Source organism: Arthrobacter sp. (genome assembly GCF_031179985.1).
GTDB lineage: Bacteria > Actinomycetota > Actinomycetes > Actinomycetales > Micrococcaceae > Arthrobacter.
The window spans coordinates 72,537-99,076 of the sequence record NZ_JAPSHJ010000004.1; the positions used below are offsets into that span (position 1 = coordinate 72,537).

The 26,540-nt window shown below is 61.0% G+C and carries 29 protein-coding genes; 14 read left to right on the forward strand and 15 right to left on the reverse strand.

Annotated features, from left to right (window positions below):
• Positions 1-81: 81 nt before the first annotated feature.
• Together RIN13_RS03260 and RIN13_RS03265 are read right to left on the reverse strand one after the other, a co-directional pair.
• Entirely contained in the window at positions 82-585 is a 504-nt protein-coding gene (locus RIN13_RS03260; RefSeq protein ID WP_309105901.1) for a helix-turn-helix domain-containing protein, read from the reverse strand.
• Positions 586-626: 41 nt separating this feature from the next.
• Positions 627-872: a hypothetical protein gene (locus tag RIN13_RS03265; protein ID WP_309105902.1), complete on the reverse strand. Its 246-nt coding sequence runs from the start codon at positions 870-872 to the stop codon at positions 627-629.
• 154 nt (positions 873-1,026) lie between these two features.
• On the opposite strand from RIN13_RS03265, the gene fdxA reads away from it, so the two are divergent.
• The 3 genes from fdxA (at position 1,027) to RIN13_RS03280 (ending at position 4,044) form a co-directional block, all read left to right on the forward strand.
• Positions 1,027-1,353 (forward strand): ferredoxin, encoded by a 327-nt coding sequence (gene fdxA, locus RIN13_RS03270; protein WP_050685972.1) that lies wholly within the window; start codon positions 1,027-1,029, stop codon positions 1,351-1,353.
• Between the two features lie 14 nt (positions 1,354-1,367).
• Entirely contained in the window at positions 1,368-2,516 is a 1,149-nt protein-coding gene (gene dapC, locus RIN13_RS03275) for a succinyldiaminopimelate transaminase (protein WP_309105903.1), read from the forward strand.
• A gap of 229 nt (positions 2,517-2,745) precedes the next feature.
• Positions 2,746-4,044: a citrate synthase gene (locus tag RIN13_RS03280; RefSeq protein ID WP_309105904.1), complete on the forward strand. Its 1,299-nt coding sequence runs from the start codon at positions 2,746-2,748 to the stop codon at positions 4,042-4,044.
• 125 nt (positions 4,045-4,169) lie between these two features.
• Here the strand turns inward: RIN13_RS03280 and galE are convergent, their stop codons facing one another.
• On the reverse strand, positions 4,170-5,183 hold the full coding sequence (galE, locus tag RIN13_RS03285; RefSeq protein ID WP_309105905.1) for a UDP-glucose 4-epimerase GalE: 1,014 nt from the start codon (positions 5,181-5,183) through the stop codon (positions 4,170-4,172).
• Positions 5,184-5,297: 114 nt separating this feature from the next.
• Here galE and RIN13_RS03290 point away from each other — a divergent pair, with 114 nt between their 5' ends.
• Positions 5,298-5,978: a TetR family transcriptional regulator C-terminal domain-containing protein gene (locus RIN13_RS03290; RefSeq protein WP_309105906.1), complete on the forward strand. Its 681-nt coding sequence runs from the start codon at positions 5,298-5,300 to the stop codon at positions 5,976-5,978.
• A gap of 62 nt (positions 5,979-6,040) precedes the next feature.
• Positions 6,041-6,652, forward strand: a complete 612-nt coding sequence (locus RIN13_RS03295; RefSeq protein WP_309105907.1) for a hypothetical protein — start codon at positions 6,041-6,043, stop codon at positions 6,650-6,652.
• 15 nt (positions 6,653-6,667) lie between these two features.
• Here RIN13_RS03295 and RIN13_RS03300 read toward each other — a convergent pair whose 3' ends face one another.
• Positions 6,668-7,522: a hypothetical protein gene (locus RIN13_RS03300; protein ID WP_309105908.1), complete on the reverse strand. Its 855-nt coding sequence runs from the start codon at positions 7,520-7,522 to the stop codon at positions 6,668-6,670.
• Positions 7,523-7,602: 80 nt separating this feature from the next.
• Positions 7,603-8,616, reverse strand: coding sequence for a 2,3,4,5-tetrahydropyridine-2,6-dicarboxylate N-succinyltransferase (gene dapD / locus RIN13_RS03305; protein ID WP_309105909.1), 1,014 nt, complete (start codon positions 8,614-8,616; stop codon positions 7,603-7,605).
• Between the two features lie 50 nt (positions 8,617-8,666).
• On the opposite strand from dapD, the gene dapE reads away from it, so the two are divergent.
• Entirely contained in the window at positions 8,667-9,803 is a 1,137-nt protein-coding gene (dapE, locus tag RIN13_RS03310; protein ID WP_309105910.1) for a succinyl-diaminopimelate desuccinylase, read from the forward strand.
• A 147-nt stretch (positions 9,804-9,950) separates the two neighbouring features.
• Here the strand turns inward: dapE and RIN13_RS03315 are convergent, their stop codons facing one another.
• From RIN13_RS03315 to RIN13_RS03335, 5 genes are all read right to left on the reverse strand, one after another.
• A complete protein-coding gene (locus tag RIN13_RS03315; RefSeq protein WP_309105911.1) occupies positions 9,951-10,229 on the reverse strand; it encodes a hypothetical protein in 279 nt (92 codons plus the stop codon).
• An 889-nt stretch (positions 10,230-11,118) separates the two neighbouring features.
• Positions 11,119-11,958: an ABC transporter permease subunit gene (locus RIN13_RS03320; protein WP_309105912.1), complete on the reverse strand. Its 840-nt coding sequence runs from the start codon at positions 11,956-11,958 to the stop codon at positions 11,119-11,121.
• Positions 11,955-12,605, reverse strand: coding sequence for an amino acid ABC transporter permease (locus RIN13_RS03325; protein ID WP_309105913.1), 651 nt, complete (start codon positions 12,603-12,605; stop codon positions 11,955-11,957). The genes RIN13_RS03320 and RIN13_RS03325 overlap by 4 nt, the downstream gene beginning before the upstream one ends.
• Before the next feature lie 94 nt (positions 12,606-12,699).
• Positions 12,700-13,581, reverse strand: coding sequence for a glutamate ABC transporter substrate-binding protein (locus tag RIN13_RS03330; protein WP_309105914.1), 882 nt, complete (start codon positions 13,579-13,581; stop codon positions 12,700-12,702).
• A 58-nt stretch (positions 13,582-13,639) separates the two neighbouring features.
• Positions 13,640-14,395 carry an amino acid ABC transporter ATP-binding protein gene (locus tag RIN13_RS03335; protein WP_309105915.1) on the reverse strand — a complete coding sequence of 252 codons (756 nt, stop codon included), beginning with the start codon at positions 14,393-14,395 and terminating at the stop codon, positions 13,640-13,642.
• Between the two features lie 162 nt (positions 14,396-14,557).
• On the opposite strand from RIN13_RS03335, the gene RIN13_RS03340 reads away from it, so the two are divergent.
• The 4 genes from RIN13_RS03340 (at position 14,558) to RIN13_RS03355 (ending at position 17,534) form a co-directional block, all read left to right on the forward strand.
• Positions 14,558-15,421 (forward strand): TIGR00730 family Rossman fold protein, encoded by an 864-nt coding sequence (locus RIN13_RS03340; protein WP_375164655.1) that lies wholly within the window; start codon positions 14,558-14,560, stop codon positions 15,419-15,421.
• A 24-nt stretch (positions 15,422-15,445) separates the two neighbouring features.
• A complete protein-coding gene (locus RIN13_RS03345) occupies positions 15,446-15,859 on the forward strand; it encodes a DivIVA domain-containing protein (protein ID WP_309105916.1) in 414 nt (137 codons plus the stop codon).
• A 62-nt stretch (positions 15,860-15,921) separates the two neighbouring features.
• A complete protein-coding gene (locus tag RIN13_RS03350; protein ID WP_309105967.1) occupies positions 15,922-17,136 on the forward strand; it encodes a hypothetical protein in 1,215 nt (404 codons plus the stop codon).
• Positions 17,137-17,366: 230 nt separating this feature from the next.
• Complete coding sequence (locus tag RIN13_RS03355; RefSeq protein ID WP_009357720.1) at positions 17,367-17,534, forward strand: DUF3117 domain-containing protein; 168 nt, start codon at positions 17,367-17,369, stop codon at positions 17,532-17,534.
• 107 nt (positions 17,535-17,641) lie between these two features.
• Here RIN13_RS03355 and RIN13_RS03360 read toward each other — a convergent pair whose 3' ends face one another.
• Positions 17,642-18,274: an O-methyltransferase gene (locus RIN13_RS03360; RefSeq protein ID WP_309105917.1), complete on the reverse strand. Its 633-nt coding sequence runs from the start codon at positions 18,272-18,274 to the stop codon at positions 17,642-17,644.
• A gap of 313 nt (positions 18,275-18,587) precedes the next feature.
• Here RIN13_RS03360 and sigE point away from each other — a divergent pair, with 313 nt between their 5' ends.
• From sigE to RIN13_RS03375, 3 genes are all read left to right on the forward strand, one after another.
• Positions 18,588-19,217, forward strand: coding sequence for an RNA polymerase sigma factor SigE (gene sigE / locus RIN13_RS03365; RefSeq protein ID WP_309105918.1), 630 nt, complete (start codon positions 18,588-18,590; stop codon positions 19,215-19,217).
• 236 nt (positions 19,218-19,453) lie between these two features.
• Positions 19,454-20,191 carry a hypothetical protein gene (locus tag RIN13_RS03370; protein ID WP_309105919.1) on the forward strand — a complete coding sequence of 246 codons (738 nt, stop codon included), beginning with the start codon at positions 19,454-19,456 and terminating at the stop codon, positions 20,189-20,191.
• Positions 20,192-20,269: 78 nt separating this feature from the next.
• Complete coding sequence (locus RIN13_RS03375; RefSeq protein WP_309105920.1) at positions 20,270-20,671, forward strand: Sec-independent protein translocase TatB; 402 nt, start codon at positions 20,270-20,272, stop codon at positions 20,669-20,671.
• Positions 20,672-20,695: 24 nt separating this feature from the next.
• On the opposite strand, the gene RIN13_RS03380 is transcribed toward RIN13_RS03375, so the two are convergent.
• The 3 genes from RIN13_RS03380 to RIN13_RS03390 are packed head-to-tail and all read right to left on the reverse strand — an operon-like array spanning position 20,696 to position 23,838.
• Positions 20,696-21,823: an Mrp/NBP35 family ATP-binding protein gene (locus RIN13_RS03380; protein WP_309105921.1), complete on the reverse strand. Its 1,128-nt coding sequence runs from the start codon at positions 21,821-21,823 to the stop codon at positions 20,696-20,698.
• Between the two features lie 10 nt (positions 21,824-21,833).
• Positions 21,834-22,574 (reverse strand): DUF1003 domain-containing protein, encoded by a 741-nt coding sequence (locus RIN13_RS03385; protein ID WP_375164656.1) that lies wholly within the window; start codon positions 22,572-22,574, stop codon positions 21,834-21,836.
• Complete coding sequence (locus RIN13_RS03390; RefSeq protein WP_309105922.1) at positions 22,555-23,838, reverse strand: magnesium transporter MgtE N-terminal domain-containing protein; 1,284 nt, start codon at positions 23,836-23,838, stop codon at positions 22,555-22,557. The genes RIN13_RS03385 and RIN13_RS03390 overlap by 20 nt, the downstream gene beginning before the upstream one ends.
• A 77-nt stretch (positions 23,839-23,915) precedes the next feature.
• Between RIN13_RS03390 and RIN13_RS03395 the strand changes: the two genes are divergently transcribed.
• Positions 23,916-24,806 (forward strand): general stress protein, encoded by an 891-nt coding sequence (locus RIN13_RS03395; RefSeq protein ID WP_309105923.1) that lies wholly within the window; start codon positions 23,916-23,918, stop codon positions 24,804-24,806.
• A gap of 130 nt (positions 24,807-24,936) precedes the next feature.
• Here RIN13_RS03395 and RIN13_RS03400 read toward each other — a convergent pair whose 3' ends face one another.
• The gene (locus RIN13_RS03400; RefSeq protein WP_309105924.1) at positions 24,937-26,520 is read right to left on the reverse strand and encodes an aminopeptidase P family protein; all 1,584 of its coding nucleotides are present in this window, start codon (positions 26,518-26,520) and stop codon (positions 24,937-24,939) included.
• Positions 26,521-26,540: the final 20 nt, after the last annotated feature.

A 26,540-nucleotide genomic window follows, 5' to 3' on the forward strand; every position in this document is an offset into this window, starting at 1 on the left:
GACAAGCAGCAAAACCAGAAACTGCCGGTACGGCAGGCGGCTCCGCCGTCGTCGTACCGGCAGTTTTTTGTTTTGGCGTTTTCAGTCGGCGGAGGGATCCCGGTGGTGGGCAATCATCAGGGAGGTGGCCTCGCCGTCGTCGTCCGGTGGCAGTTCGGTGTATTCCTCGAGAACGGCCTTCAGTTTTGCCATCATTTCGCCCCGTCGCGCGGCGTTGAACTTTACGCCCAGCCGCCACACTTCCATGTCGGCAGGCGGCAGACCCTTGGTCTCCTGCAGGAACGTCTCTATGAGGATGGGGGATACATTCGGCACGGGCGTCCGCCACGATTCCTTGCTGGCGATGTAGGGAACCTCGGTGGCTCCGCGCTTGCCTTTCCTGCGTTCTTCCGTGAGCAGCAGACCGGTCCGCACAAGGATTCGCACATGGTGAAGGCTCGATGCAGGATTGATGTCCAACAGCTCAGCTATTTCCTTGTTGGTCCGTGACTGGTGAAGGCATAAGCGCAGGATCCGCAACCGCAGCGGGGAGTTTAATGCACGCTCCCTTGCTGCCAGATCTGCTTGCGCGCCCTCATTAGTCATAGTGGCTAGTGTAGTCAGCCATTGAGGGGCTGCAGAAGCGCTCAGACAGGCGAACGGGCGCCCCGCCGGGGCGGCGCCGGAGGGACTTCCTTCGCGGCGACCACAAGGGCCAGGGGGATGACGACGTCGGTCCGTCGGGTGCGCACCGTGCACTCCCCGCCGGTGACCGAAACGACGTCTCCCAGCGCATCGGTGAGTCCGCCCTCGATCCTGTACCGGACCACAACCCGCGTTCCGGGGGCTGTGCCGGCGAGGAAGTCCTGGGGCGTTTTCACTGGGGAGGTCACCCCTTCATCGTAAATCGCCCCGGCAGTATGACGCTCCGCTACGTTCGCGCCAAAGGCTGGGAGATAATAGGCTCGGAAGTCGATAAGTCCGGCGTGCGCGCCGGGAGCATTAACTGGCAGGATTGCCGGAACCAACGTGGAGAGGCAAAGGGACGTGACGTACGTAATCGCGCAACCGTGTGTAGATGTCAAAGACAAGGCATGTATTGAGGAGTGCCCCGTCGATTGCATCTACGAGGGTGAGCGGTCCCTCTACATCCACCCCGACGAGTGCGTCGACTGTGGCGCCTGCGAACCGGTGTGCCCTGTTGAGGCCATCTACTACGAGGACGACACCCCGGACGAGTGGGCGGACTACTACAAGGCCAACGTCGAGTTCTTTGACGACCTCGGTTCGCCTGGCGGAGCGGCGAAGGTCGGCAACACCGGTAAAGACCACCCCATGATCGCCGCCCTGCCGCCGCAGAACCAAGACCACTAAGGGCGGACGCGCCAGTGACCTCTGCCCTCCGCAGCTTTGGCCTCAGCCTTTCCGACTACCCGTGGGAAGCCATGGCGCCCTACCTCGCCACGGCGGCAGCACATCCCGGGGGAGTGGTGAATTTGTCCATCGGCACTCCGGTGGACGGCACTCCAGCCCTGATCCAGGACGCCCTCCGCCGCGCTGCAGACGCACCCGGCTACCCCACCGTCCATGGCACCCAGGGATTGCGGGAAGCGATTTCCGGCTGGTTCGAACGGCGCCGTGGCGTTCCCGGGCTGGATCCCCGGGATGTGATGCCCACGGTTGGCTCCAAAGAACTCGTGGCTTGGCTCCCTTTCCTTCTGGGACTCAAGTCCGGCGACGTCGTCGTGCGTCCTACTGTTGCCTATCCCACCTATGACATCGGCGCTACCTTTGCCGGCGCTGTTCACGTCGCAGCGGACGATCTGGACGAGCTTGATGCCGCCACACGTTCCCGTGTGCGGCTGATCTGGATAAACTCGCCGGCCAATCCCACCGGCAGCGTCCGGGACGTTGCTTCCCTCCGAAAGATCGTTGACCAGGCCCGGGAGATCGGCGCCGTGGTTGCCTCCGACGAATGCTATGCAGAACTGGGCTGGGATGAATGGGACCTCCAGTTGGGTGGGGAAGCCGTGCCAAGCATCCTGGATCCGCGGGTTTCCGGCGGCTCCAATGAGGGTCTGCTGGCCGTGTACTCGCTCAGCAAGCAGTCGAATCTCGCGGGTTACCGGGCAGCTTTCATTGCCGGCGATTCGGCCATCATGGCCAACCTGGTTAACAGCCGCAAGCATGCCGGCATGATTGTGCCCTATCCCGTCCAGGAAGCAATGCGGGTGGCGATCGGAGACGACTCGCACGTGCAGGTACAAAAAGACATCTACCGGTCACGTCGGCAGCGGATAGTCCCGGCGCTGAAGGAATTCGGCCTGGAGATCCAGCAATCCAAGGCCGGCCTCTACCTCTGGTGCACTGCCGGGGAGGCCACATGGGACACGGTTGGGAGGCTTGCGGAGCGGGGAATTGTTGTGGGCCCCGGCGTTTTCTACGGCGATGCCGGCCATGGCTTCATCCGGGTGGCGCTGACCGGAGCAGACGACAGAATCGACGCCGCAGTTCAGCGACTCTCCGTAGCGCCGTAACAATCATGTGACTCGTGCCACAACTGGCGGGGTTTGAGGCCGTTTCGGAAGGATCGGATTAGTACCACCTGCGCAGGGGCGGTACTTTTTAACTGAATATCAATGGTGGCTTTCTACAGGAAGGCAGCCCGGCTGTTGGAAACCTGCCTGTGCAGCGACCACGGACGGTCCCACCTGATGTTGGATCAAGCTTTCTAGAGAGGCCCAGAGGCCTCATGAAGGGGACTCCATGACTGAGACCACCAGTACTGAGACCACCAGCGCAGTCCTGCGCCATGCCGGCGGCGAACTCGAACTGCCCCGCATCAAGGTTGTAGAAGGAAACGAAGGCTACGACGTTTCCCAACTGCTCAAGCAGACCGGAGCCGTTACGTTTGACCCCGGCTTCATGAACACCGCCGCTACGACGTCGGCCATCACCTACATCGATGGTGACGCAGGGATCCTGCGGTACCGCGGCTATCCCATCGAGCAGCTTGCCCAGCACTCAAGCTTCCTCGAGGTCTCATACCTCCTGATTTACGGCAACCTGCCCACGCCTACCGAGCTGGACGGGTTCGACCAGAAGATCCGCCGCCACACGCTGCTGCACGAGGAGCTGAAGGGCTTCTTCGGCGGCTTCCCCCGTGACGCCCACCCGATGCCCGTGTTGTCATCGGCCGTGTCTGCACTCTCCACCTTCTACCAGGACTCCTTGGATCCGTTCAACGAAGAGCAGGTGGAACTCTCCACCATCCGCCTGATGGCCAAGCTCCCGGTCATTGCGGCCTATGCGCACAAGAAGTCCATTGGCCAGCCGATGCTGTACCCGGACAACTCAATGAACCTGGTGGAGAACTTCCTGAGGCTGAGCTTTGGACTTCCGGCTGAGCAGTACGAGCTGGATCCCGTCATTGCCAAGGCCCTGGACCTGCTCCTGATCCTGCATGCAGACCACGAACAGAACTGCTCCACCTCCACGGTGCGCCTGGTGGGCTCCTCCAACGCCAACCTCTTCGCATCGGTGTCTGCCGGCATCAACGCGCTCTTCGGCCCTGCCCACGGCGGCGCCAACGAAGCTGTGCTGAAGATGCTCAAACAGATCCAGGCCGAAGGCATCAAGCCCGAGGACTACATGGAGAAGGTCAAGAACAAGGAAGACGGCGTCCGCCTCATGGGCTTCGGACACCGTGTCTACAAGAACTACGACCCCCGGGCCAAGATCATCAAGGCTACGGCGCACGAAGTTCTGAGCAAGCTCGGCGGCAACGACGAACTGCTGGACATTGCGATGCGCCTCGAAGAGAAGGCGCTTGGCGATGACTATTTCATTCAGCGCAAGCTCTACCCGAACGTGGACTTCTACACCGGCCTGATCTACAAGGCCATGGGCTTCCCCGAGAAAATGTTCACGGTGCTGTTCGCGATCGGCCGTTTGCCCGGCTGGATCGCCCAGTGGCGTGAAATGATCAACGACCCCAACACCAAGATTGGCCGTCCGCGCCAGCTGTACATCGGCGAGCCCGAGCGCAACTACCCGGCCCGCTAGTCCCCACCGGCTCCCGAACCTCGCACGCTCGGTTCGGGTCCCTCGCCGGTGTGGGCCCTCCCACCGACGACGGCGGCCGCTCACCTTCACGGGTGAGCGGCCGCCGTCGCACTTTTTAATCGACGCTAGGAGTTGTAGCCCTGCGGGTTGTTCTTTTGCCAGCGCCAGTGGTCTTCGCACATCTGGTCGATGGTTTTGGTGGTGGACCAGCTCAGGTCGGCCAAGGCTGAAGTTGCGTCGGCCCAGAAGGCGGGGAGGTCCCCGGCCCGTCGTCCTGTGATCTCATAGGGGATTTCCCGTCCCACGGCCTTTTCAAAGGACCGCAGCACTTCAAGCACGGATGAGCCCTTGCCTGACCCGAGGTTCCACCGGAAAACTCCGGCCCGTTCCGCGATGTGGTTCAGGGCTGCGAGGTGCCCTTCGGCCAGATCGACGACGTGGATGTAGTCACGCAGGCAGGTTCCGTCCGGGGTGTCGTAGTCGCCACCGAACACCATGAGCTTTTCCCGCCGGCCTACTGCGACCTGGGCTATGAACGGCACCAGGTTGTTGGGAATGCCCTGCGGGTCCTCACCAATCCGCCCGGAGGGGTGGGCGCCGACAGGGTTGAAGTAGCGAAGCAGCGCAATGTGCCAACGGTCATCAGCGGCTCCGAGGTCCGAGAGGATGTCCTCGATCTGCTCCTTGGTGCGGCCGTACGGGTTGTTGGCGCCGATTTCCATTTTTTCCACATAGGGAATCTCGTTATGCTCGCCGTAGACAGTTGCGGAGGAGCTGAAGACGATGGAGCGCACGTCGTGACGGTCCATGGCACGGATGAGGTTGAGCGTTCCCACCAGGTTGTTGTAGTAGTACTTCAGGGGCTCCTGAACAGACTCACCAACAGCCTTCAGACCCGCAAAGTGGATGACAGCGTCTACATCCTCTTGGGCGAAGACGGCGTTGACAGCGTCTTCATCCACCAGATCCACCTCGTGGAAAGCTGCCTGCTTGCCGCTGAGCTCAAACACCCGCCGCAAGGCTTCCTCACTGGAGTTCACCAGATTGTCTATGACCACAACATCGTGGCCCGCCTCCTGAAGGGACAGGACCGTGTGCGAACCGATATAGCCGGTGCCGCCAGTTACCAGAATTCTCATGGCTCCACGCTATCCCAAATTGCCTCACCCCCACCGAACGGCCGGAAGTGCTACGACAGGTGCCGGCCGGTGCGCCACCGACGGGTGCCAGCACATCTGTGCTAAATAGGACTGGTGCCCAAATACGTGGATGCCGACCTCCGGCGGCAAGATGTGGTGGAAGCAGTATTCAGGATTATCGCCAGTGATGGCCTTGAGCGCGCATCGCTGAGGGAAGTTGCGGAGGAAGCCGGCCTTGCGGTGGGTTCGGTCCGCCACTATTTCTCAAGCAGCGAGGAGTTGCTGATCCATTCGTTTGGAGTAGTCGTGGACCGCATCACCGGACGCCTCAATGAAGCAGCTCAGGCGGTAGCCGGGTGCACCCCTGGCACCAGCGAGCACAGGGCAGCGGTATTAACCCTCCTGGGCCAAATCCTTCCGCTCGATGAGGAGCGGGCTGTGGACAGCTGCGTCTGGCTCGCTTTTAAGAACGCTGCCCGCATCAGGCCCTTTCTGGCTCCCGAGGCTGACCGGAGTCACCGTGCCGTTGCTGCCGCTATGGGTGAATTGGTCATGGAGCTGATTGCGCCGCCGTCGGACATCGACGGCGGCACTACCGGCGGTACGAACGGTCAGGACAGCGGCGACGCTGCCGATCGGCAGGTCCTCGTTACCGAGGCTGAGCGCTTGCTTGCCATGCTCGAGGGCCTGAGTATGCACGCGCTGCTCCAGCCTGAGTGGATGACGGCACAGATGTGCCACGAGGTCCTGGAGTCCCATCTGGACACCCTTACCCCTCCCGTCAAAGGCCATTAACGCCGCCCTGTATCGGGAATACACTGGGACGGGGACATCTAACATCAAGGGAGGCCATTCGGATGCATCAGACAGGCGGTCCCGCCTGGGAGATCACCATGGACACCTCAGGTCCCATGCTCATTGCCCTCTATGTACGGGATGCCGCAGGGCTGGATGGTGCCGGCAGGCCTGCCCTTTCGCATGCAGCCCCAAAGGTTCACCGGGCGAACCACAACCACCTCACTGCCGATGTCGGCGGGATCAGCGCGCTCAAGACCGAGTGGGAGGCGTGGTGGGAGAAGCTGGTGCGATCGCACCCGCAGATGACGCCGGACCTCACTCCTCCTTCCTTCGAAGCATTCGCCAATTCACCTGCCCTCCAGCGCGTCCTGCAGGCACACTTTGGCGGCGCGCTCAGCTGGGCGCGTGAACGCCGGAGCGACTACGCCACCCTGGAAGCCGAGCGGGAGGCGGGCGGCGCCTGCCAGCTTCTGGGCGACATCGTCGAGGACAGGCTGATGGAGGTGGGCAGGGAGTCGAGGGACTTCAACCTGACCATTATTGAATTACCACTTGACGAGCCGCGGGCATGGTACCTGGAGCCCGACAAGATAGTGATGAGCCAGGACCTCTTGTCCCACCCGGACACGTTCAGGAGCTACGTCCAGCCAGTCGTGGAGATGCTTGCCTGACTACGGCTGGATTGCTTACGAGGCGTCCTGGACAGCAAAGGTGATGGAGACCTGACCGTTCGCGGCAGCACTTGGCTGCCAGCCATTCCGTGATTCCCTTAGCCAGCTGTACCCCGCGACGTCGACTGCCGTCAGGGAGCGCAACTTGGCATTGGCTACAGCCCACTGGGCAATGGCCCATGCCTGGCTGTCACTGGACTGGACCACCAGGACGGAACCTTCCACGGACGCGGGAACGTCGCCGAAGGTGGCCGTCAGTTCGTCCAGCACAGCTTGCGGATCGCCTGCTTCTTCCGGGGCACGAAGGGTGCAGTCGAGCGCAGCGGTGGACTGTCCCGTCAAAGCAGAAGCAAAGGCCCTCGCCATGCCCTCATGTTGGGCGTACGCGCGGGGATAGGCGGAGCGCTGTACCTGCTGGGCGGCGGCTGTAATTTCCAGCGCCTCGTAGTCCGGGACCTTGACCAGGGCAGCGTAGAAGGCCCCACTGGCGTAGTGCGGATCCATGACTTGCTCTTCGGTTCCCCAGCCTTGGGAGGGCCGCTGCTGGAACAGGCCCCGGGAGTCCGGTCCTGCTTCGTCTCCATACCTGATGTTGCGCAGCTTGGATTCCTGCATCGCGGTAGCCAAGGCAATCGTTGCTGCGCGTGGCGGTAGGCCGCGCTCGACAGCCTCCCCGGAAATCAACGCCGCATTTGCGGCCTGGTCCGTTGCCAGTTCGGCGCGTTGGGACCCTGCACTGGCTGTGCAGCGTTCGACGATAACATTTTCCGAACGCTGCACTATGGACAGGGCGATGTAGCTGCCGCCACCCACCAGGGCCAGTGCCAACACCAGCACTAATGCGCGGCGACGGCCACGTCTGTGTGCCACGAAGATGCTCCCTCAGGCCCTTCAGGGCCGGTCCAGGTGATGTGCGGGTGAAGTTGCTGCTGTTCTTAAGGATTGTCGCCTCAGTTGGCGTGCAGGGCCTCGTTGAGCTCGACAGTTTGTCCCTTGCGGGGGAGTACCTCTACTGCGCCTGTGGCGGAATTCCGGCGGAACAGAAGGTTGGGGACTCCGGAAAGTTCCACCGCTTTGACAACCTTGCTGGTGTCCTCGCCGTCGGCATTCTTTGGGCCAACTACGAGCACACGGGTTCCTGCTGTGACATAGAGCCCGGCTTCGACGACTGAATCGCTGCCGATGCTGATCCCGACGCCGGAATTGGCACCCAGGAGGACCCGCTCGCCCAAGGCAATCTTTTCCTTCCCGCCACCCGACAGGGTGCCCATGATGGAGGCGCCGCCGCCCACATCGGTGCCGTCTCCGGCAACCACTCCCGCGGAAATGCGGCCCTCGACCATCGAGGTTCCCAAGGTACCCGCATTGAAGTTCACGAAACCCTCGTGCATAACAGTGGTGCCTTCGGCGAGGTGGGCACCCAGGCGCACCCGGTCGGCGTCTGCAATGCGCACACCACTGGGGACAACGTAGTCCACCATGCGCGGGAACTTGTCCACTCCGTAGACGGTCACGGCGCCACGCCGGCGGAGTTTGGCACGCGTGAGTTCGAATCCATCGACTGCTGCAGGTCCGAAGTTGGTCCAGACGACATTCGGCAGTTTGCCGAAGACGCCGTCGAGGTTGATCGTGTTCGGTTGAACCAAACGGTGAGACAGCAGGTGCAGCCGGAGATACGCGTCTGCAGTGTCAGCCGGGGCTTCGTCAAGGTCAATCTGGACGAAGACAACCTTCTGCTCGGTTCCACGATCCGGGTCTGTTCCGCCGGCAGCGATCTCCGCCAGGACACCATCCGCGTTGGCCACATCACGGAGATGATCGGCTGCAACCCCCAAGGCCGGTGCGGGGAACCAGACGTCCAGCACAGTGGAATCACCGTTGCGGGTGAAGATGGTGGCCACTCCATAGCCATGGGCGGAACGGGCGGCAGAGGGCACGGCGGAATCAGCCACGGTTTCAGTCATGGCCCCAGTGTATCGAGAGCCGGGCACCGGACTCGAACTAGACTGTCACCGTGACTGCTCAAACCACTCCAGTGTCCTTGCCTGCTCCCTTGAACCTGCGCCAGGATGTTGCGCTCCTCACAGCGGCCGTGATCGATATGAACAGCGTGTCCGGCAATGAGAGGGCTTTGGCTGACGCAGTTGAGGCCGCTTTGCTCAAGATTCCCCAGCTCCGGCTGGTCCGTGACGGAGATTCAATCATCGCCCGCACCGAGCTGGGCCGTTCTGAGCGCGTTATCCTCGCGGGCCACCTGGATACTGTTCCGCTTCCCATCACAGAGGGATCCTTGGGGACTGTTCCGTCAACGTGGGTGTCCGGGACGCCGGGCCAGGGCGTTCTCTACGGGCGCGGCACCACGGACATGAAGGGCGGGGTTGCTGTGCAACTGGCCCTCGCCGCGTCAATGTTTGACGACGGCGCTGAGCCCAACAAGGACGTGACCTTTGTCTTCTATGACCATGAGGAAGTGGAAGAGGCTAAGAGCGGCCTCGGGCGGCTGGTACGGAACCACGGCCATCTTCTCGAGGGAGACTTCGCGATCCTCCTTGAACCAACTGATGGAACCGTAGAGGGGGGCTGCAATGGGACGTCCCGCTTCGAAGTGACCACCATCGGCGAGGCAGCCCACTCGGCGCGGGCCTGGATGGGCAGTAACGCAATCCATGCCGCAGCGCCCATTCTGGAGAGGCTCGCCCAGTATCAGCCTGCAACAGTCACGGTGGATGCTCTGGACTACCGAGAGAGCCTGAACGCGGTAAAAATCCATGGCGGCATTGCGGGCAATGTCATTCCCGATCGGTGTTTGGTGGAAATCAATTACCGCTTTGCGCCCGACAAATCCCTGGACCAGGCAGAGGCACACGTTAGAGAGCTGCTGTCTGGCTTCGACGTGGTCCGCACGGACGGGGCACCCGGAGCCCGCCCGGGGCTGACACACCCCGCTGCTGCCTCCTTCGTGGCTGCCGTCGGGGCTGAACCGAAGCCGAAGTATGGCTGGACCGATGTCGCCCGCTTTAGTGCCCTGGGGATACCGGCAGTGAACTTCGGTCCGGGAAACCCATTGTTGGCTCATAAGGACAACGAGCACGTTGAGGCGGAAGCAATCCGCGAGTGCCTCCGCGCGCTCAAAATCTGGCTCTTGGCCTAAAAGACAGCCGTCGTCGAACGTTTCCCTCGTTCTCAGCGTGCCAATGCCCTGGGAATGTGCGCGTGCCGCTGTAGTGACACGACAGAAAAGCGGTCAAAGGCAGTATCGGACCCAGCAATCCATGTATCTTTGTTGTTGACAACTTTGTCACATAAACATTGGGGTTCTGTTGAAACATTTGACCAGACTTGTGTTGTTGATATTAGTGGTTGGATCGAGCTTTATGACCGCCGGCGTTGCGAACGCAGCAGTGAACGTGCCTGACCAGCAGGTCGTGCAGAAGACGGACCAGGCAATTGTCCAATTCTTTGAGCCGCACTGCTTTGCCAGTGCAGGTTTGAGCCAGGGAAGTTCCACGGTAACTGCCTCCGGATACGGCAGATGCAGGTTTATGCCACCCATCACGGTTGGCGTCACCGTGGTCATGTATCACAACGGTTGGAATATCGGCAGCACCTATAACTCCTGTTATATGGCCAGCGATGGTGACTGTTACGGACATTCCATTTCGACGCCAAATGCCGGTGGCAGCTACTGCTCAAGGGTTACGGTCGACTACGTCGAGCCCAATACCGGTAGCTTCAAGCAGTCCTCAACCTCGAACGGAGCTGGGTGTTAATGAGACGAGTACTTCTGAAAAAGGCCGTGGTTCTTGTTGCGGCGCTGGCGCTCTCCACAGGATCAGTGGCGCTATCTGCCGCGCCGAGCCAGGCTGCTGAAGGATGCCAGATTAGTTCGTGGTCCGAAGTCGATGGATCCAGCGGCAGCGTTATCTTCTATCCGCGGTTCGTTTGCTATTCCCAGAAACTTTCAGCATCCATGCAGACCTTTCCTTCTAATGGCGGCAATACGTGGTCCAGTCCAACGCCGGGCCAATGGTATTCGGCAAATGGAGTTGTTGTTCCAATCCAAGGCTCCGGCGAACACTGTGCCTATTTTAGGCTGACAGCATCTACAGGGTCCGGACCAGAAGAGTACTACGCTCAGGCGTGCACCTATGTCTGACCGCTCTGCCTGACCATATTTACAGACGGCTTCTTAGCGATGGCTCCCAGCAGTATCCTGACTCAGGATGCGGTGGGAGCCATTGTGACGTCGGGGCGATGCGTCCAACACACGATGCGTCAAGAGCAGGACAGGCCCTGGATGGAGTGTCGGTTCCGCCTTAGTGAGGGTTACTAGGGAACACAAAAACGTTCGGCCGGGATAAATTCCGGCCGAACGTTCCTGTGACTTTTTAGTGCGAGCTTCGGTAGGGAAGCGAGGCAGGTTCTTGGACCGCTGCTCCGTTCACCTACGGTTATCGTCCATCCTGCTAAGGTACGGCCGCCTCGATGGGCTCGGGCTCAGCCTTCGCCACCCCGCCAGCAGCCTTTACAGTGCCGCGACGTTCAATCCAGACCGCAATCCGCGAAACAACAATGTTGATTGCAATGTAAATTGCAGCTGCCACAAAGAAGATGGGGAACAGGAAATCGGGCCCCAGGAAGTCTGCCATGATTTGCACTTTTCGCAGCAGTTCCTCATACGACACTATGTAGCCGAGGGACGTGTCCTTGAGGAGCACCACAAGCTGCGCAACCAAGGACGGCATCATGCGACGGATGGCCTGGGGCAGCTCGATGATCATCCTGGACTGAAAACTGGTCAATCCCACCGTGAGGCCGGCTTCGCGCTGGCCCTTTGGAAGCGATTGAATACCTGCCCGAATGATCTCGGCAAAGACAGCAGCGTTGTAGAGCACCAGTCCGGCAACGACCGCAGTGAACGCCCCGCTGGCAAATACAAGGAGCACAAAAAGCATCATGAGGACTACCGGCATGCCGCGGAGGAACTCGAGGACAATGCGTGTGGGGATCCGGATGGCGGCTATGTCCGAGATTCGCAGGAGGCACAAAAGCAGGCCGAGTGGAAAGGCCAGGACAGCTGCCACTGCAGCTGCGCTGAGCGTCGTGAGGACGCCATTGCCAAGCAGTGACCAGACATCGCCGCGGGTGAAGATCGCCCAACGCTGCCCTTGGAAGATGCCTTGCTCTGCCAGGGTGGTGATGATCCAGGCAACCAGACCGAGGATCAGCACACTTCCCAACACAGAACCAATGAGTGAGACTCTGCGGGCTTTCGGACCCGGGACGTCGTAGAGAACCGAGCTCATCGCGAGATCGCCACCTTTCGTTCGACGGTACTGGCCAAGATGCCCAACGGAACTGTGATTAGCAGATAGAAGAACGCAACGCCCAGAAGTACCGTCATAACCTGATCACCGTTGGCATTCGCCAGCTGCCGCCCATAGCCGAAGAGTTCCAGGACAAAGAACGCACCGGCAACTGAGGAGTTCTTCGTTAGTGCGATGAGGATATTGATCAGTGGTGGAATGACTGTGCGAAGTGCTTGCGGAAGAATAATGAGCGACAGTACCTGACCGAACTGCATGCCGATGCTTCGGGCAGCCTCAGCCTGGCCTACGTGAACGCTGTTGACACCGGAGCGGACAGCTTCAGCGATGAACGCCGCGGTGTAGGTGCTTAGCGCGATGATGGCAGCCACTTCGAATTGTTCGAATCTGACTCCCAAACGGGGGAGGACGATCGCGGCGAAGAAAAAGGCGATTGTCAGGGGGGTGTTCCGCAGGACTTCGACGTAGGTCATGCTGAAGCCGCGGAGCGCTGCAACTGGTGAAACTCTGGCCGCGGCCAGGAGCGTGCCCAGTACCAGTGCGATCGCTCCAGACACAACGGACAAGAAAAGCGTTCGAAGAAAGCCTTCCCAGTAGAGAGGGAGGTTTTCAATTATGACGTCCATGGGATCCTTCGGCATGTGTCGTGGACGGAACGAAGATGGCGCGGCGGTTGCCGGAGCCGCAAGAGTAGCGGGCTCCGGCAACCGCCTGCGTTATTTAGTAGCGATTGAGCTCGGGAAGTTCAGGGGCGGTCTTGATGACGGCTCCAGCGGTGGCTTCCCAGGCCTTCTTGTAGGATCCGTCAGAAGCGAACTCTTCCAGCTGGTCGTTGATCCAGTTGCGGAATTCGGTGTCGTCCTTCTTCAGGCCAATGCCGTATGGCTCCTTCGTGAAGGTTTCGTCCGAGGCGAGCTTGAAGGCTTCCGGTTCCTTGTTGACGAAACCGGCGAGGATGACGTTGTCAGTGGTGATCGCTTCGACCTGCTTGTTGCGCAGAGGCTCAAGGCAAGCGGAGTAGGTTGCGGCCGGAACGAGCTCTGCCTGGTACTTCTCCACAATGGTGGCCGCAGGAGTTGAGCCGGTCACTGAGCAAACCTTCTTGCCCTTGACGTCCTCCGGCTTGGTGATGGAGGTGTTGTCCTTGTTGACCATCAGTGCCTGGCCGGCCTCATAGTACGGGCCTGCAAAAGATACTTCCGCTTTGCGCTTGTCGTTGATGGTGTACGTGGCGACGATGATGTCGACGTCGCTGTTCTTTATGAACTGCTCCCGGTTAGCCGAGACAGTTTCTTTCCATTCGATCTTGTCTGCAGGAATTCCGAGCTTTGCAGCAATCAGCTTGCCGATCTCGACGTCGAAACCGATTGGCTTGCCGTCGAGGCCCTTCTGGCCGAAAAGCGGCTGATCAAACTTGGTGCCGATCTTGATCGTCCCGGCTGAAGAAAGCTTCTCCATGGTGCTGCCGGCAGCGAAGGTCGGTTTCTCTGCCACTGTCGGGTTGGTGGTGGTAGTGCCGCCGCCGCACGCGCTCAGGCTCAAGGCCAGGGCTGCGGAAGCTGCAACCAGCAAGGACTTCCGACGGGTCATAAATGCCTTCATGACATTCCTTTCATTGGGCGGCCGAAGCTGACGGCCAGGGGTGCGAATTCAGTGGGTGTCAGTGAGTCAGGAGCTTGGACAGGAAGTCCTTGGCCCGGTTGCTCTTGGGATTCGTGAAAAATTCTTCAGGCGTTGCGTCTTCAACAATCTGGCCATCGGCCATGAAGACCACTCGATCTGCAGCCTTGCGGGCGAATCCCATTTCGTGAGTCACCACGATCATGGTCATGCCCTCCTTGGCCAGTTGGATCATGACGTCCAGGACCTCATTGATCATTTCCGGGTCAAGGGCAGAGGTGGGCTCGTCAAAAAGCATGACTTTCGGCTTCATGGCCAGAGCGCGTGCGATTGCCACACGTTGCTGCTGGCCACCGGAGAGCTGGGCCGGAAGTTTCGGGGCCTGATGACCGACGCCGACCCGTTCCAACAGCGCCATGGCTTCCTTGTCTGCCTCAGCCTTGGAAAGCCCCTTGACCTTGATGGGCCCGAGGGTCACATTTTCCAGGATGGTCTTGTGGGCAAACAGGTTGAACGACTGGAAGACCATACCGACGTCGGCACGAAGCCGCGCAAGTTCCTTGCCTTCTTCAGGGAGCTTCTTCCCATCAATGGCGATCTCGCCGGTATCAATAGTTTCAAGGCGGTTAATGGCCCTGCACAGAGTGGACTTGCCGGAGCCTGAGGGCCCGATGACTACGACTACTTCGCCCTTGCGGACGTTCAGGTTGATGTCCTTGAGGACGTGCAACTGGCCGTAGTGCTTGTTGACAGCATTAAGGGAGACGAGGGCATCGCCGGGCACTTGAGTAGTCATAGAAATGAATCTAGCGAACATTGAACATTTATGACCCGAATCACTCCCACTTCCTGCAGATCGTAATTCAAGAGATACCTGCGGAGCCCGGGCACCGGAAGGCTCAGCGGTAATAGGGAATGGATAAGCGGCGGACACCCCGATCCGCGCTAGCCTTGGTGGATGAGTACCGATCCGCAGCCACAGCCAGTCCCGGACATCACCGGAGAGACTTTCCCAGCCCCCGAGCAGGGCGCAAACAACCATGTGGCGACCCGGCATAAAGGTCCTCTGGAGTTGCGGCGTAAACAGGCCGCCGTCGAGATGTCCGACCAGCACTTGCTGGACACCAAGGGTGCAGGCCAGTTCATCCACACTGATCCGTGGCGGGTACTGAGGATCCAAAGCGAATTCGTGGAGGGCTTCGGTGCGCTTGCAGACATCGGTCCGGCAGTCAGCGTGTTCGGTTCCGCACGAACAAAACCCGGTACGTCTTACTACGATCTTGGCGTTGACGTGGGAAGGAAGCTGGCAGAAGCCGGCATTGCCGTAATTACCGGTGGCGGGCCAGGATCCATGGAGGCTGCCAACAAGGGAGCAGTGCAAGGCAACGGGCTGTCAATCGGCCTCGGGATCGAACTCCCTTTCGAGCAGGGTCTCAACCAGTGGGTGGACCTGGGAATCAATTTCCGTTACTTCTTCGCCCGCAAGACCATGTTCGTCAAGTACGCTCAAGGATTCATTGTGCTCCCGGGAGGCCTCGGCACTCTTGATGAGCTCTTCGAAGCGATGGTGCTGGTACAGACGCGAAAGGTCACGTCCTTCCCGATCGTCCTGTTGGGAACGTCCTTCTGGGGACCGATGATCGACTGGATCCGCGGCACCCTTGTAGAGGAGGGCATGGTGTCGGAGAAGGACCTTGACCTCATCCAGGTAGTGGACGATCCCAGTGATGCCGTTGACCTGGTGCTGCGTGGTTCAGTCCCGGGCGCTTCAGCGAACGGCAGGGCAAACGGCCGGCCCAACGGAGAGCAGCGGCCTGAATAGCCGTTGATCTGGCACGATGGTGCTGTGAGCTACTTCCTGGTTTTTCTCGCCGTCGCCCTGCTCGGCGTCACGGTTTTCTTCGGCACCGGCATCGGCTCAAAGTTCCGCAACAGGAGCGCGGTCAGCAGCGTGCTTGAGGACGGTTTTGATGAGCCGGTGGCATCGCTCCCTCCGGTACTGCTGCCGGCTCACCCGAAACCTTCCGACGTCGACCACCTCCGCTTTGCCCTTGGCCTGAGAGGCTACCGGATGGACCAGGTGGACCAGGTGCTGGATGAACTCCGTGACGAGCTCGCCGAGAAGGACGCCGAAATCGCCAGGCTTCGCGCGGCTCTTGGTTCCGTTGACTCGACTGGTTCCCGGGGTTCCTCTGAGGCCACGGGCTCCGTTCCCTCCTCCGGGTCCACCATGCGAACGATGCAGGAGGAAGGCTCTTGAGCGATCAGGAAACCGCTCCTGGCAGGAACTGGAGCGTTATTCGTCCGCACTCCCGGAGCCGTCTGAACGAACGCAGGGCGAACGCCCTTTCCGCGGCCGGCCGATGGCCCTGGTGGCTCCAGGTGGGAGCCATATACCTGGTGGCCCGACTCATCAGTGCTTCCATTTTCATGGCGGCCGCGCTGCACCAAGGCACTAATCCCTGGTTTCCTGCCAAGCCGGACTATTGGAACTTCATCAATATCTGGGACGCCCGTTGGTACGGCGAGGTTGCCACTAACGGCTATCCCTCCGAACTTCCCTTGAATGATTCGGGTAACGTCCAGGAGAACGCCTGGGCGTTTTATGCACTTTTCCCGGTACTTGGACGGGCGCTGTCAGGGCTTACCGGGCTTCCGCCTGCCGCATCGTTGACTGTTATCGCGATGGTCGCAGGGCTTGGTGCTGCAATGGTGACGTACCGGCTGTTCCGCCACAAGGCCTCCCATACTGCCGCCCTGTGGGGAATCGTGTTCTTTTCCACGTTTCCCGTGTCTCCTGTGCTCCAAGTTCCCTATGCGGAGTCCCTGAACCTGCTGCTGCTGGCTTCCGCCTTGCTGCTCCTACTAAGGCGTCAGTACCTCTGGGCCGTACCCGTAGTGCTGCTGATGTGCTTGTCCCGGCCTACGGGAGTGCCCTTTGCCGCGATGGCAGGGCTTCTTCTTTGCTACCGCCTATGGCAGCATTTCCGGCCTGCCCAGTGGCGGGAGGGCAGTGGTCACAGCCTGCGTGAATTGTGGAGCCTGGCTGGGCTAACCGTGGTGAGTGGAGTGGGGGCCCTGGTGTGGCCGGGGATCGCATGGCTGGTGACAGGTGATATCGGGGCCTACACCAAGACTGAAACGGTCTGGCGCGGCCACGACCTCGTCCCCTTTATGCCGTGGTTCGACACAGGAATCCTGCTATTTGGCCCCGTCCTGGGGATCCTCGCGCCCTTCCTGTTTGTGGCAGTTTTCGGCCTCGTGATGCTGACTCGGCCTGTGCGTGCACTCGGTATCGAGCTGCGCCTCTGGTGTATCTGTTACATGGGCTACTTGCTGATGTTCCTGCATCCCCAGACCAGTACCTTCCGTATGCTCCTCCCACTGTTTCCGCTGGCACTCAGCGCTGCCCTGGTCTCCAGATCCGGAGCCTACCGGACGGTAGTGGCGATGATGTTCGTCTTGCTGCAAATTGTCTGGATAGTCTGGCTCTGGGCCTGGGCGCAGTTGCCCGGGGGCGGAGACTACCCGCCCTGACGCTTGAATCGCGGCTCTTCCCCGGCGTGTTTTGGACAGCGTGTCGAAAGTCCATCAATTAGCTGTGCGCGGTCAATTACGGGATAATAGAGGTAAGCAAGGACAAATGGCATTCGACAGTGTTCAGCCATGACGGCTGCGGTAGCGGCCGTCATAGCGGCTTGTTTGACCATGCGGACACAGCCCGTCCGGGCTGGTATGTCCTGGGACTACTGGAGGGGATATTCCTCATGGCGGCTATGAAACCACGCACCGGCGACGGCCCGATGGAAGTAACCAAAGAAGGCCGCAGCCTCATCATGCGTGTGCCGCTCGAAGGCGGAGGACGGCTTGTAGTTGAGCTCAACGCTGCAGAGGCGGCGAACCTGAAGGAATGCCTGGTGGGCGTTACCGAATAGATTCTCCGGGCAGGACCGGTGGCCAGCAGGCTGCCGGTCCTGCCCTTTTTAGTTCCCGATCGGCAGTGCCGTGATCGGCGCCCCTATTTCTTGCGTGATCGGCGCCCCTATTTCTTGACGGCTACGAGCAATCCATCGCCTGTGGGCAACATGGCGGACACCAGGCGTTCGTCGTCGCGGATTGCCTTGCCCACCTGCCGCAGAACCACCGTGGTGGCATCCCGGGCGGCGGGGTTGGAGACCCGGTCCTTATCCAGTGCGTCGTTGACGATAAGCAAGCCACGGGACTTGAGCAGACGGATGGCCTGTTCGACGTAGCCGGGAAGCCCTTGCTTGTCCGCATCCACAAACACAAGGTCGTAGGCGGAATCGGTCAGACGCGGGAGGACATCGGCCGCGCGGCCGGAAATAGTGCGGGTGCGGTTGGCCGGGCTGCCGGCTTCCTGGAAGGCCTCGCGCGCCGCCTTAAGGTGTTCCACATCCACGTCGATAGTGGTCAGCACCGATTGCGGTCCCAGGCCCCTGAGAATGCAGACACCGGAGACGCCGGCGCCCGTGCCTATTTCAACTGCCGTCTGCGCCTTTGACGCCGCTGCAAGCACAGTGAGGGCGGCACCGACACCGGGACCAATTGGTGTTACGCCCAGCTCGAAGGAGCGTTCACGAGCGTGCAACAGCACCTCATCCTCAGCAGGCAGATCTTCTGCATAGGACCAGCTCGTGGACTTATCGGCGCTCATGGAGGATTCGCTTTCTGGGCGGCAGGGGGCGTTTGTATCAGAGTACTGTGTCTGACGCCGTAGGCCGGGAAGGTGACGGTGTGGCAGCCCTGAGAACGGCGTACACTGCCAAGGTTCAGCCGGGAATGCGGCGCTCTTGGAGAGGTCCTCCCTCAGCGCAATTGCGCCTTGGGCTGAAGGGCCTTGAATGTCAGGAAACTCCCAGCCAAATTTGACATGATAATTATCCGGTCATCCAACAGATGAACGGCACCGAATCACTGGTGTAAGAGCACTAAATCGGCGTAGTACCCATCCACGAGGGGAGTGGACGATGTCAGCATCAGTTGTGGCACCTGTCCCTGCAGTTGAAGATTCGGGATCACTGGCGGAAGCCGCATGGGTCAGGCCAACCTGGGAAGAAGTGGTCACCAACCACTCAGCCAAGGTTTACCGCCTTGCTTTTCGCCTGACCGGCAACAAGTACGACGCCGAGGACCTTACCCAGGAAGTGTTCGTGCGGGTGTTCCGTTCGCTCGAGAACTTCAAGCCGGGCACCCTTGACGGCTGGCTGCACCGCATCACCACCAACCTTTTCCTCGATCAGGCGAGGCGCAAGAACCGGATCCGGTTCGATGCCCTTGCCGATGACGCCGAATCCCGCTTGCCCGGACGCGAACCCGGGCCGGAACAAAGTTTTGAGTTCAACAACCTTGATCTCGATGTCCAGGCAGCTCTGGAGGAGCTGCCGCCAGACTTCAGGGCTGCTGTCGTGCTCTGCGATCTTGAGGGTCTTTCCTACGATGAGGTGGCTCTGGCCCTTGGCGTAAAGTTGGGCACCGTGCGCTCCCGGATTCATCGAGGACGCACCATGTTGCGTGAGAAGCTTGCTCATCGGGATCCCCGTCCAACGCAGGGTTTGAAGCCTCGTCTTAACATGCCCCGCATCGCCGGCATCCTCTGATCGGCCTTATGGGTCGGTTACGTTATCCTGATCTGTTTCGACGGCTGGTTCAGTCCGTAAAAACCGGCATCGGCAAAAAGCACGGAGCCTGCAGGGCCGCTGTGGAAGTTTGCCCGGATTGCTCCTCTACCGTGCAGAGGGAGCGGCAGTACCTGGAGCGCCTCCACAGCGCGGCGGTGCCTGCCGCGCCTGATGATCTCGTTGCGCGGCTTTTGTCCAGGACGCAGGATCTTGCTATGGCTGTTCCCGAGCCTGTTTCCAGGGTCCGCTCAAGGATGAAGCTGGTTCAACTCTTGCTGGCCTGCACTGCTGCTGTAGCAGGCCTCATGGGCATGGCCGCCTTCATTGTGGGAGGTGATCCGGTCCCCCAGGCGGGGACGGCAGCTGCGGGCGCCCTGACAGACCAAAGAAGCACGCTGGCGTCAGGAAGGGTGCAGGAACTGCGCAGTCAAGGATGGGTTTGCCCTGATCTGTCGGGCGCAGGCTTTCATTTGGTTTCCGCCCGGGCCAACGTCGTAGCGGGGGAACCGGCGATGGAGTTGCGCCTTTCGGATGGAAAGAATTACGCGACGCTTATTGAACAGCACTACTCTCCTGCCGGGGCGTCCCCAAGGATGCCGACAGCTGTACGCGAACCTGTGAACGCGCTGACAGGGCATACTGCTTCGGAGGACGGTTTTGCCCAGGTGACGAAGCTTAAGGGTTCGGAGGCTGGCAGCCTTTGGGTTTCTTCAGGAACTCCTCAACGGGCTATTTACCAGGTCAACGGCATCACGTTCACCTATGTCTCAGACCTGTCGCAGCACCACGCGGAGGCCGCCTTGGCCGCCCTCACCCAGTCCGCTCCGCGCGACTCCATGACAGGGCAGGCAACCGGGCCCGGGTCCTCAGAGGAACGTGCCGAGACCGGGGATCTGTTCGGACGGCTTCAACGGGGCATAGGCCGTATTTTTGGTGGAATTACGGCCTCATGACAGGCTTTCGCAGCTGGATGCTTCCCCGCCATTCGCAGGAATCGTCACCGGGCTCCCGGAGAGGGTAATCTTCCTAAAGTGTTTGGAATCAATGGCCCGGAGTTTTTACTTCTGCTGATCATCGGCGTGATGGTGATCGGTCCCCAGCGCCTGCCCGAATACACCCAGAAACTCGCGAACCTGGTGAAGGAAGTCCGCCGGATGGCCTCCGGTGCCCGGGAACAGATCAAAGACGAAGTGGGGATCGACATCGACGATGTCGACTGGAAGAAGTACGATCCCCGGCAGTACGATCCCCGCCGCATCATCAAAGAAGCGCTGTTGGATGATGACACCAAACCTGTAAGCGCGGGCGCCCCTGGAGCAGTCGCCGGCGTGGCCGGCGCTGCGGCCGCAACCGCTTCAGAATCCCGCCCCGCACGTGTTATCGAGCGTCTTGCTGTGGGTGCAGCTGCGCCTTTCGATTCTGAGGCCACATAGTAGCCGGCGTTCGGCAGCAGTAAGTCAGCGGGGCTGCAGCCCGAGCGACAGCCCCGTTAGCCCTCGCGGTCTGGCCGCCAGTTTTCCCGCGATGCCATTCAAAGCGGATGCTGCCGGAGTCTCCGGGCGGTTAAGAACGATCGGAAGACCGGTGTCTCCGCCTTCCCGCAGGAGGATGTCCAGCGGAATCTGTCCGAGCAACGGGACGTCGGTGCCAACGGTGGCAGAGAGACGCTCGGCGAGCACTGCTCCGCCGCCTGTCCCAAAGAGGTCCATCCGGCCGCCGTCGGGCAATTCCAGGTACGACATGTTTTCCACTACACCCGCCACCGACTGTCCTGTTTGGGTTGCAATAGCGCCGGCCCGCTCAGCGACGTCGGCAGCGGCAACCTGGGGAGTGGTCACCACCAGGATCTCGGCCTTGGGCAGCAGTTGGGCAACGGAGATGGCGATATCGCCGGTTCCGGGTGGCAGGTCGAGGAACAGGGCGTCAAGGTCGCCGAAGTAGACGTCGGTGAGGAACTGTTCGAGTGCCCGGTGGAGCATGGGCCCCCGCCAGGCCACCGGCTGGTTACCGGAAACGAACATCCCGATGGAAATCACTTTGACCCCGTAAGCCACCGGCGGCAGGATCATGTCGTCCACCCGGGTGGGCGCCTGCGTGATGCCCATCAGAGCCGGGACGGAGAAGCCGTAAACGTCGGCGTCAATGATGCCCACGCGCAGTCCTTGGGCTGCGAGGGAACAGGCGAGGTTCACTGTGACAGATGACTTGCCCACCCCTCCCTTGCCGCTGGCCACGGCATAGACCTTGGTTAATGAGCCGGGCTGGTTGAAGGGGATGCCGCGCTGGCCGCCTGGACCGCGGAGCTTCTCCTTCAGGGCATCCCGCTGCGACTGCGTCATCACCTGGAGATCAACCTCGACGCCGGATACTCCCGGGACGGCGGCCAAGGCAGCCTCGGCATCGGCCGTGATGGTTCCCCGAAGGGGGCATCCGGCGATGGTCAGGAGAACCGTAAGGCGAACCAATCCTTCCTCTGAAATATCAACTCCACCCACCATGCCCAACTCCGTAATGGGTCGGCGCAGCTCGGGATCGATGACTGTGGCCAAAGCAGCGTTGACTGCCGGGACCAGTGAGTTACTCATGGAGCGGTACTCAGCTTTCAGTGTGGTTGGGGCTTTCCGGCGGGTTGAGATGCGCAGGCTTGCCGGAGGATTCGGGCCGGATCTTGGGGATCTGCTGGGTCCGGGGATTGCGCTGCTTCTCCCTGCGTTCCTTCAGTTTTTCGCGGACCTTTTCCTTGGGCGACTCATGGCTGCCGGCGCCTGAGGGGTCGTGCTTCCGGAGTTCCTCCTGGGCTTCCAGCATGTCCTCCATCAGGCTGCGGAGTTCGGCGCGGACGTAGTCACGGGTAGCCACTTCACGCAAGGCAATCCGCAGCGATGCCAGCTCCCGGGTCAGGTACTCAGTATCGGACAGGTTCCGCTCGGCACGCTGGCGATCCTGCTGCAGGGACACGCGGTCCCTGTCGTCCTGCCGGTTCTGGGCCAACAACAGGAGCGGAGCCGCGTATGAGGCCTGGAGGGACAGCATCAGTGTCAGCAAGGTGTAGCCAAGCGCCCGGGAGTCGAATTGCCACTCCACGGGGGCCCAGGTGTTCCAGACGAGCCAGACGACCACGAACACAGTCATGTAGACAAGGAACTGCGGAGTACCCATAAAGCGCGCGAAACCCTCAGTGGACTGGCCAAAGGCATCAGGGTTGGGCGAGAACTTGGGCAGAATCCGCTGACGCCCACTTAGGGGTGTATCCAGGCCGCCTGTGACGCTTTGCCTGCCCACCAGCCGGCCATTGAGCTTCCGGGGGGCGTTCTGATCAGCCAATGCGGCCTCCAAGTTTCCTTATGGGGACGTCATCCTCGTGGGCACGCCAGTCATCAGGTAACAGGTGATCAAGCACGTCATCAACAGTCACCGCCCCCACGAGCCGGCCGTCGTCATTGACCACAGGAAGCGAATTCAGGTTGTACGTGGCGAGAGCACGGGCGACTTCGCTGATGTGTGCCTGGTCGGACAACGGTTCAAGGTTCTTATCCACGAGGTTGCCCAGTGGCTCCGGGGGCGGATAGCGCAGCAGCTGCTGAATGTGCACAACACCCAGGAAGCGGCCAGTGGGGGTTTCCAACGGAGGTCTTGTGATGAAGATCGACGACGCCAAGGCCGGGGAGAGCTCCTCCCTGCGGACATGCGCCAGGGCTTCCGCGACCGTCGCTTCAGGGGGAAGGATCACGGGAACGGGAGTCATCAGGCCGCCCGCGGTGTCCTCGTCGTATTCCAGGAGGCGCCGGACGTCCTCTGCGCCCTCCGGCTCCATCAACTGCAGCAGTTCCTCGGCCTGGGCCGTGGGCAGTTCGGCAAGGAGGTCCGCGGCGTCGTCGGGATCCATCTCCTCCAAAACATCAGCAGCACGCTCGACGTCGAGGGCCGAGAGGATCTCCACCTGATCGCCTTCGGGCATTTCCTGGAGGACGTCCGCCAGCCGTTCGTCCTGGAGTTCGCTGGCCACTTCAAAGCGGCGCTTGTCGCTCATCTCCTGCAGTGCTTCGGCGAAGTCGGCGGGTTTCAGGTCTTCGTGCGTGGCGACGAACTGGGTTGCGGCCTGGGGCTCCGTCTTGGCCACCTGCAAGGCATCCGCCCAGTCGATGATCATGGTCTCGTTGCGGCGGAGCCGGCTGAGCGGGGAGAGTGAATGGCCGCGTCGGACGAACAGCTTGCTCACAAACCAGTCACCGGAGCGGTGGCGGTCCATGGCAATGTCCTCGATAGTCGCATCGCCGCTGCCATCGGCGAGGGTTACCCGGCGGTCGAACATCTCCGCCACCACGAGGGTCTCTGCGCCGCGCTGTTCGAAGCGGCGCAGGTTGACCAGCCCGGTGCAGATGATCTGCGTCTGGTCGATTGAGGTGATGCGCGTCATCGGAACAAAGACCCGTTTTTTCCCGGGCACTTCGACGACGATGCCCACCACATGCGGGGCGCCACGGCTGCCGCGGGAGAGCACCACGACATCGCGCAACCTGCCCAGACGATCGCCCAGGGGGTCGAAGACGTCCAGTCCAAGTAAGCGCGCGACAAATACCCGCGAATGATTGGTGCTCACTTGTACAGGCTACCGAGTCTGCTCTCTTTTAGCTGAATTTACAGCCGCCACACATGATCATGGGCAAGAATGGGGGTATGTCAAATATTTTTGGTGCTCCTAAGTCGGGCGTTCCCGGGTCCGATGAGTCCCGCACTGTCCCCACCGGGGACACCGTCGGGTCATACAACTCCTATCTGGACGCGCAGAAGGCGGTGGACTACCTGGCCGACCAGCAGTTTCCGGTGCAGGTTGTGTCCATCGTGGGCAACGACCTGAAGATGGTGGAACGCGTCACCGGCAGGCTGAGCTACCCCAGGGTTGCATTGTCCGGTGCCCTGAGCGGCATGTGGTTCGGGCTGTTCGTTGGCGTCATGCTCTCCTTTTTCTCCCCGACGGGCGGCTACTTCTCCATCGTGGCCTCGGTCCTGATGGGTGCAGCCTTTTTTATGCTGTTCGGAATCGTCACCTATGCCATGCAGCGCGGGAAGCGTGACTTCACGTCCACCAGCCAGGTTGTGGCCACCAACTACGACGTCGTGGTTGCCGTGGAGGCCTCAGGGGAAGCGCGGCGGCTGCTGCAGCAGCTGCCTATGACGCCGTCGGACGCTTCTTCCGGCGCACCCCGCTACACCGCCCACCAGGGGCAGGCTCCGCAGCGTCCGGCCAGCTGGAATGACCCATACGGCCAGGCGCCGGGAGCGGGGCAGCAGCAAACCCCCGGCCCAACCCGGCAGCCAGGCGAGGCTGCCGGCACCCCTCAGCAGCAGCCCGGCCAGGCCCCTGCCATTTCACAGGAGGAAGGGCAGAAGATGCCTGCCGGGACCAGGCCTGCGGCAGTCCGCTACCCGGACCTTCCTGACGGACGTCCCCAATACGGCGTCCGCGTTACAGGCCAGCAGCCGGCATCGCAGCAGCAGCCACAGCAGGAGGCACCACAGCAGAACCAGCAGCAGGCAGCGCAGGACAACGCCGAGGGCAAGTCCTAGCCAGCCTGGGATTCAGCGCCAAAGACAGGACACAGGAAGGCCCGGCGGATCTGAGCAGTTCAGATCTGACGGGCCTTCCTGTGTCGGTTCCTGCAGGCAGTCACTTCGTGGGCTCATCCAAGCCCAATTCTTAGGCCGACTGGGCTTCCACTTCCTGGTAGATCCCGGCCATCCAGTCCTCCACGTCATGGGACCCCCGGGGAAGGGCTGCACTGAGGTTCACAGGGCCCTCAGCTGTCATCAGGACATCGTCCTCGATGCGGACGCCGATTCCCCGATACTCCTCCGGGATGCCGAGGTCTTCATTCTTGAAGTAGAGGCCGGGCTCAATGGTGAACACCATTCCCGGAGTGAGCACGCCATCCAGGTAGAGTTCCCGCTTAGCCTGTGCGCAATCGTGGACATCAAGGCCAAGGTGGTGGCTGGTGCCATGTGGCATCCAGCGCCTGTGCTGCTGCCCCTCGGGGCTGATGGCCTCCTCCACGGATACTGGGAGCAGGCCCCACTCCGAAAGCCGCTCAGCCAGTACGGTGGTTGCGGCAATATGAATGTCGCGGAATTTCGTTCCCGGGCGGGCCGCGGCAAATCCGGCATCTGCCGCCTCCAGGACTGCCTCATAGACCTTGCGCTGGATGTCGGAGAAAACACCGTTGGCAGGAAGGGTGCGCGTGATGTCGGCAGTGTAGAGGGACTCTGCCTCCACCCCTGCGTCCAACAGCAGGAGTTCACCAGCATTGATCTTGCCGGTGTTCCGGGTCCAATGCAGCACAGTTGCGTTGTTTCCCGAAGCGGCGATGGTGTCGTACCCGAGTTCGTTGCCCTCTTCACGGGCGCGGGCAAAGAACGCTCCCTCTACAACGCGCTCGCCTCGGTGATGGGTCAGGGCACGGGGAAGCGACTTGACCACTTCGGTGAAGCCCTCAACGGTGGCTGCCACGGCGATTTTCATCTGCTCGATTTCCCACTCGTCCTTGAGCAGCCGCAGTTCCGACAGCGCCTCGGAAAGCTTGTCATCCAAGGCATCAAGGACTCCAAGATCGAGCGTGTCCGGATCCTTGGCTGTGTTGTAACGGGCGGTGTCTACGAGGGCATCGATGTTCTCGTCCACTTTGCGGACCAGCCGCACCGAAACTCCGCCGATTTCCGGAGCGCCCACGTTTTTGGTGATCGCCGTCTCCAGTTCATCTATGTGCGCCGTGGCAATCCCGAGCCGGGCTTTGAACTCTGCCAGAGTCGGACGGCGCCCGATCCAGAACTCTCCCGAGCGGGAATCAGCGTAAAACTGTTCCGTGTCCCGGCCGGCCAGCGGACGGAAGTAAAGGGTGGCGTGGTGGTGGCCGCCGTCGTCGCCCTTGCCTTCTTCGACCGGCTCCATAATCAGGACGGCATCGGGTTCATGGTCCATGCCAAGACCGGTCAGGTGTGCGAAGGCTGAGTGCGGGCGAAAGCGGTAGTCGGTGTCGTTCGAGCGGACCTTCAGCGGCCCGGCCGGAATGACCAGGCGCTCGCCCTTGAACTGGCCGGAGATGGCGCGTCGGCGCGTAGCGGCATAGCCGGCCACTGCTTCAAGCTCGTAGTTGTGCTCAGGGGCAGGGGACCAGTTACTGGCCATGAAGGCCTTGAAGGCATCGGAACTTGGCCGTTGAGAGCGGTTGTTGACACGCTCCTCAAGTGGCTGGGCAGCGGAGTTTTGGGTAATTTCAGCGTCGTTCACGGTCCCATCGTCTCACCAGC

Bases quoted from the DNA above. Each gene is read 5' to 3' on its own strand.
- RIN13_RS03260 (WP_309105901.1), bottom strand. From the start codon at position 585: ATGACTAATGAGGGCGCGCAAGCAGATCTGGCAGCAAGGGAGCGTGCA.
- RIN13_RS03280 (WP_309105904.1), top strand. From the start codon at position 2,746: ATGACTGAGACCACCAGTACTGAGACCACCAGCGCAGTCCTGCGCCAT.
- galE (WP_309105905.1), bottom strand. From the start codon at position 5,183: ATGAGAATTCTGGTAACTGGCGGCACCGGCTATATCGGTTCGCACACG.
- RIN13_RS03295 (WP_309105907.1), top strand. From the start codon at position 6,041: ATGCATCAGACAGGCGGTCCCGCCTGGGAGATCACCATGGACACCTCA.
- dapD (WP_309105909.1), bottom strand. From the start codon at position 8,616: ATGACTGAAACCGTGGCTGATTCCGCCGTGCCCTCTGCCGCCCGTTCC.
- RIN13_RS03315 (WP_309105911.1), bottom strand. From the start codon at position 10,229: ATGACCACGGTGACGCCAACCGTGATGGGTGGCATAAACCTGCATCTG.
- RIN13_RS03320 (WP_309105912.1), bottom strand. From the start codon at position 11,958: ATGAGCTCGGTTCTCTACGACGTCCCGGGTCCGAAAGCCCGCAGAGTC.
- RIN13_RS03325 (WP_309105913.1), bottom strand. From the start codon at position 12,605: ATGGACGTCATAATTGAAAACCTCCCTCTCTACTGGGAAGGCTTTCTT.
- RIN13_RS03330 (WP_309105914.1), bottom strand. From the start codon at position 13,581: ATGAAGGCATTTATGACCCGTCGGAAGTCCTTGCTGGTTGCAGCTTCC.
- RIN13_RS03335 (WP_309105915.1), bottom strand. From the start codon at position 14,395: ATGACTACTCAAGTGCCCGGCGATGCCCTCGTCTCCCTTAATGCTGTC.
- RIN13_RS03340 (WP_375164655.1), top strand. From the start codon at position 14,558: ATGAGTACCGATCCGCAGCCACAGCCAGTCCCGGACATCACCGGAGAG.
- RIN13_RS03355 (WP_009357720.1), top strand. From the start codon at position 17,367: ATGGCGGCTATGAAACCACGCACCGGCGACGGCCCGATGGAAGTAACC.
- RIN13_RS03360 (WP_309105917.1), bottom strand. From the start codon at position 18,274: ATGAGCGCCGATAAGTCCACGAGCTGGTCCTATGCAGAAGATCTGCCT.
- sigE (WP_309105918.1), top strand. From the start codon at position 18,588: ATGTCAGCATCAGTTGTGGCACCTGTCCCTGCAGTTGAAGATTCGGGA.
- RIN13_RS03370 (WP_309105919.1), top strand. From the start codon at position 19,454: ATGGCTGTTCCCGAGCCTGTTTCCAGGGTCCGCTCAAGGATGAAGCTG.
- RIN13_RS03380 (WP_309105921.1), bottom strand. From the start codon at position 21,823: ATGAGTAACTCACTGGTCCCGGCAGTCAACGCTGCTTTGGCCACAGTC.
- RIN13_RS03395 (WP_309105923.1), top strand. From the start codon at position 23,916: ATGTCAAATATTTTTGGTGCTCCTAAGTCGGGCGTTCCCGGGTCCGAT.